Origin of the sequence: Flavobacterium sp. (assembly GCF_036741995.1) — a bacterium.
Classification (GTDB): domain Bacteria; phylum Bacteroidota; class Bacteroidia; order Flavobacteriales; family Flavobacteriaceae; genus Flavobacterium.
The window spans coordinates 1-5,110 of sequence record NZ_DAINRG010000080.1; the positions used below are offsets into that span (position 1 = coordinate 1).

5 protein-coding genes are annotated in these 5,110 nt (G+C 39.4%); 3 read left to right on the forward strand and 2 right to left on the reverse strand.

The features are described 5' to 3' along the window. On the reverse strand, positions 1 to 896 hold an 896-nt coding region (locus tag V7D82_RS13205; protein WP_333601425.1), incomplete at its 3' end, for a Clp protease N-terminal domain-containing protein. Between the two features lie 189 nt (positions 897 to 1,085). Between V7D82_RS13205 and ytxJ the strand changes: the two genes are divergently transcribed. Both ytxJ and V7D82_RS13215 read left to right on the forward strand, forming a co-directional pair. Continuing rightward, positions 1,086 to 1,472 (forward strand): bacillithiol system redox-active protein YtxJ, encoded by a 387-nt coding sequence (ytxJ, locus tag V7D82_RS13210; protein ID WP_333601426.1) that lies wholly within the window; start codon positions 1,086 to 1,088, stop codon positions 1,470 to 1,472. A gap of 88 nt (positions 1,473 to 1,560) precedes the next feature. Next, complete coding sequence (locus V7D82_RS13215; protein ID WP_333601427.1) at positions 1,561 to 2,571, forward strand: serine hydrolase; 1,011 nt, start codon at positions 1,561 to 1,563, stop codon at positions 2,569 to 2,571. A gap of 59 nt (positions 2,572 to 2,630) precedes the next feature. On the opposite strand, the gene V7D82_RS13220 is transcribed toward V7D82_RS13215, so the two are convergent. Next, complete coding sequence (locus V7D82_RS13220) at positions 2,631 to 3,818, reverse strand: hypothetical protein (protein WP_333601428.1); 1,188 nt, start codon at positions 3,816 to 3,818, stop codon at positions 2,631 to 2,633. Between the two features lie 223 nt (positions 3,819 to 4,041). Between V7D82_RS13220 and V7D82_RS13225 the strand changes: the two genes are divergently transcribed. Continuing rightward, a partial coding sequence (locus V7D82_RS13225) for a hypothetical protein (protein ID WP_333601429.1) occupies positions 4,042 to 5,110 on the forward strand: 1,069 nt, incomplete at its 3' end.

Consider the following 5,110-nt stretch of genomic DNA (forward strand, 5'->3'; position numbering starts at 1 on the left):
GGTTTCAGTATGTTGGCGGCATCCATAGCGCCTTCGCCACCTCCGGCACCCACAAGCGTGTGAATTTCGTCAATGAATAAGACGATATCCCCTTCGGCAGAAGTCACTTCTTTCACTACCGATTTTAATCGTTCTTCAAATTCCCCTTTGTATTTGGCACCGGCAATCAGCGCACCCATATCCAGAGAGTATACGATTTTGTCTTTCAAGTTTTCGGGCACGTCACCGTCCACGATTCTGTGAGCCAAACCTTCCGCAATGGCTGTTTTCCCTACACCGGGTTCACCAACCAACATAGGGTTGTTCTTAGTACGGCGCGTCAGGATTTGCAATACACGACGAATCTCTTCGTCACGGCCAATCACTGGATCGAGCTTGCCGGTGCGGGCTAATTCGTTTAGGTTTTTGGCGTATTTGTTCAAAGCGTTATAGGTTTCCTCGGCAGAGGCAGAGGTTACCCGTTCGCCTTTGCGCATTTCGGCTATGGCGGCTTCGAGGCCTTTTTCGGTAACACCCTGGTCTTTTAAGATTTGGGCTACCTTGCTTTTTGATTTGAATATGGCCAGAATCAAATGCTCGATAGATACGTATTCATCGTTCATTTTTTTGGCAATGATGTTGGCTTCGGTCAAAGCGGTATTGGCTTCCCGCGAAAGCATGATGTCGCCACCCGATACTTTCGGAAAGCTTTGAATGGTGCTGTCTAAGATTCGTTTGAATAGATCGACATTGACATTCATTTTCTTTAAAATAAAGGGCGCTACATTCTCATCTACCTCGAGTATCCCTTTGAAGATGTGCTCGTTTTCGAGTTGTTGTTGTCCAAAACTTTGTGCAATCTGCTGTGCCTGTTGCAAAGCTTCCTGCGATTTGATAGTTAAATTGTTGATGTTCATAGTTTTTTAATCTCTTTTTTCTTTTTGTGTGTTGTGTAAAAGTTAAAGTCAATTTGTGTTTTACATAAATTAATTAGCTTTGAAACTGCATCGTCAAGATGTGTTCCAAATCGTAAAACAAGACAGAATGACTGATTTCTAAGCATTTTTTGCTTTACTTTACGTCAAAATGTCGCAAAACAAGCCATAATGAACCTATTTAAAAGCATCTTCGGCGGTTCGGAAGAACCTAACAGCACCTCCAAAGTGGGATGGAAACCCTTAACAGATTTAGGGCAACTAAATGAAATCATCACAACATCTGCCGACAAACCGGTAGCCATCTTCAAGCATAGCACCCGTTGCGGAGTGAGTCGGATGACATTGAAACAGTTTGAAAACGAGTTTGATTTAGAAGATAAAGTTACGCCTTATTTCCTTGACTTGTTGGAGAATAGGGATCTTTCTAACGCTATTGCCCACCGCTTTGGGGTAGAGCATCAATCGCCGCAATTGTTGTTAATCAGAAACGGGGAACCGGTTTATACAGCCTCACACGGCGATATCTATGCCGATGATTTAAAGCGGTATATTTAACACTATTTTAAGAAAAGTCTAACATATTTCTTGTCAATTTTTACTAGTAACTTATCTATTTTTGGCGACACAAACCAAAACTAAATACATGTCTTCATTTGCCTCAAGGAAATTTTCTTTTATCCAAGTTATTATCACATCCCTAATTATTTCATTGATGGCTTCCGGTATGATTTACTGGTGGTTGAGTGATAAAGAAGCAGCGGAACTTGCGGTCAATTCTGAAAAGAAAAGTTGCGAATACAACATAAAGCGTATATCCGGATTGAAATTCGTCAAGCCTATTTTGTGGGTGGATGAGAATTGTGAATCGGATAATTTGGTCAGCACCAAACTTAAAGTGGCTGATATCATTGAAAAATACAAACAAGTCAACGGCGTTACTGCTGCCTCTGTTTATCTTCGTGCCAATGGAGAATGGACGGTTTTTAACGAAAATGAGAAATACCAGCCAGGCTCCTTGTTCAAAGTTCCGGTATTGATTACCATTTTAAAAATGGATGAAGAACATCCGGGCTTTTTAAACAAAGTGATTCCGTATACTAATAAGGTGGAAACCGGCAAGAATATTTCGTATGTATCGAAATCCATTCAGTTAGGTCAAAGTTATACCGTTAAAGAGCTATTGACTTACATGATAAAATACTCTGATAATGCGGCTACAATACTGCTGGAAAGTAATATGGATAACAAATTGATGCAAAAGCTATTTTCGGATATTGGTGTTGAGGTACCTAATGTATATGCCAATCAATACCTTTTTACGGTGAAAGATTATTCTCTTTTTATGCGAACTATTTTCAATGCAGGGTATCTAACCATACCAAACTCTGAATTTGCGGCCGAACTGTTGAGCGAGTGTGATTTTAAGGATGGGATCATGAAAGGCATTCCGGCTAATACTAAGATTGCCCATAAGTTTGGGGAGTCAGGGAATCAAAACGAGAAACAATTGCATGAGTCGGCTGTGGTTTATTTAGACAATGGGGGTTATTTGCTTACGGTAATGACTAAAGGAACTGATTTGAAAAAATTATCCGACTTGATAGGAGAGATTTCAAAAGTAGTTTACACCGATGTAAAGAACCAATCAAATTAACGACAAAGTTTTATAGTTATGCCAAACAAAAAATCCGAAGCAGTGCTTCGGATTTTTTGTTATCTCCTGAATTTGTTTCTGGAGATGATGTCTTTCAGTTTATTTTTTAAATCGGTACCGGTATCATAAACCATTTGCTCATTGCTAGGAAACGGCACTGCTTTTCTATCAAAATTGGAATAATACGTGTCTTCACAAGCGCGTTTGTCACCTTTGTAATTGGCATATACATTAGAAAAGACAAACTCACTGGCTAAAGGAAACGTTTCAATCAATTGGTTGGTTTTAAAGTTGATGTAATCTACTTTGGCAGTTACTTGACAGGATTTGATTTGTGAAAACTCATAAATGCTGATATGAATAGTTTTCATGTTATCTACTTTGATGGCGTGCCCTAAACTGTCTTTTACCACGTTACCGTGTTCATCTAAAAGATTCTTTACACCATCTTTGATTTGCTTTTCTTTTTCGAATTGTTTTTCTTTTTGTTGTTCCGGCGATAATTTAATGTCACGGAAATTCACAATCAAGCCATAATCATAGTCAATTCCTTTAACACGGTTGCTGTGGTAAACGGTCCATTTATCATCCAAACCATAAGTGCTAAAGTCGAGCAAATCATTTTCTAAACGAACGGGGATGACCATGTTGGTTTCGTTTTTAGTATAAACGCTAACGTAATCGGTTCCTTTGGCTTTGGCTTCATCCATCAGTTTGCCGGTATCTTTGAATCCTGGATTGATACTTTCTAAATACATCAAATCATCATAAGCACGACGAATGGTCATTTTGTCTTTGGTTACTAATAAGGCTTTCGAATTGTCGTATAAGTATTTTGACAAAGCATTTTTGCTGCTGACCATCTGATCCGTATAATCCTCAAAAGGAAATTGAGCATCGCGACCTTCTTTCAATAATTTCAAGGGCAACAAGGGGCGAATTTGCTCCTGACGGTAATTTAGTTGTACGTAAGTGTTGTAAATCTTTTCTAAGTTTTTCGGATTAGTGTCTTTGAACCAGCCTTGAATATCGCGCAAATCGCGTTCTTTAGCTTTAGCAAAGGCTTCTTCGAGCATGTACACATAGTCTTGTTTGCCTTTGGCATTTTTGTTGCCTTGTAGTCCTTCGACGGCATTGCGAATGGCTGCATCATAGTCGCCTGAAGTTAATAGTTCACGGGTTTGCTTGACCCCACAAGAGGAAGCGATAAGAACAAAAAGGGATAGGAGAGTAATGGTTTTTTTCATGGATTGGATTTTGATCAAAAATAGGAAAATTATATTATTTTTTTATTTTTTACGGATAGTTACTAAAATAGTATGGATAAACTAGGCTCTTTTTGCTTACAAAAAAGGATGTTTATTAGAGGTTATTGTCTTATAATCCAGAAATTTATGAAAAATCAGGGCTCGAAATCTCAGCAATAAAAATTATAGTTAAATTTACTTAACAAAACTAAAATGAAGTACTATGAAACAATGCTACTATCTTATAGGGATTCTGGTTTTTGCTTTACAAATACTATTTCCAGAACAGCTATTGGCACAAACAACTTGCGCCACACCAATAGGTTTATCGGCTACCAATGTGAGTCAGACCGGAGCTTATTTGTATTTGAATCCAACATCAAGTAATATTGGAACATTTAATATCCGCTATCATGGTGGAACCACTACCGCATGGACAACCCTTGAGCATGTTACTTTGCCTTATCAATTGGGTAATTTAACCTGTGGTACGACTTATGAATGGCAGGCACAATTCATTTGTCCAAATACAGCAACTGGAACTACCGCTGTGAGTGATTGGTCAACAGGTGGAACGTTTACGACTTTGGCTTGTACGCCGCCGCCGTGTAATGCACCAACAGGTTTATCGGCTACCAATGTGAGTCAGACCGGAGCTTATTTGTATTTGAATCCAACATCGAGTAATGTAGGAACATTTAACATTCGTTATCATGGTGGAACCACTACAGCATGGACAACCCTTGAGCATGTTACACTTCCGTATCAATTAGGCAATTTAACTTGCGGTACTACTTACGAATGGCAAGCCCAACTGATATGTCCAAATACAGTAGCCGGAACAACTACAACAGTAAGTCCATGGTCAACAGGTGGAACGTTTACGACTTTGGCTTGTACGCCACCTCCGTGTACTACACCAACAGGTTTATCGGCTACGAATGTGAGTCAGACCGGAGCTTATTTGTATTTGAATCCAACATCGAGTAATGTAGGAACATTTAATATCCGCTATCATGGTGGAACCACTACCACATGGACAACCCTTGAGCATGTTACTTTGCCTTATCAATTGGGTAATTTAACCTGTGGCACGACTTACGAATGGCAGGCACAATTAATATGTCCTAATGCATCACCAAATGCAGTAGTAAGTCCATGGTCAACAGGTGGAACGTTTACGACTTTGGCTTGTCCGCCACCTCCGTGTAATGCACCAACAGGTTTATCGGCTACGAATGTGAGTCAGACCGGAGCTTATTTGTATTTGAATCCAACATCAAGTAATATTG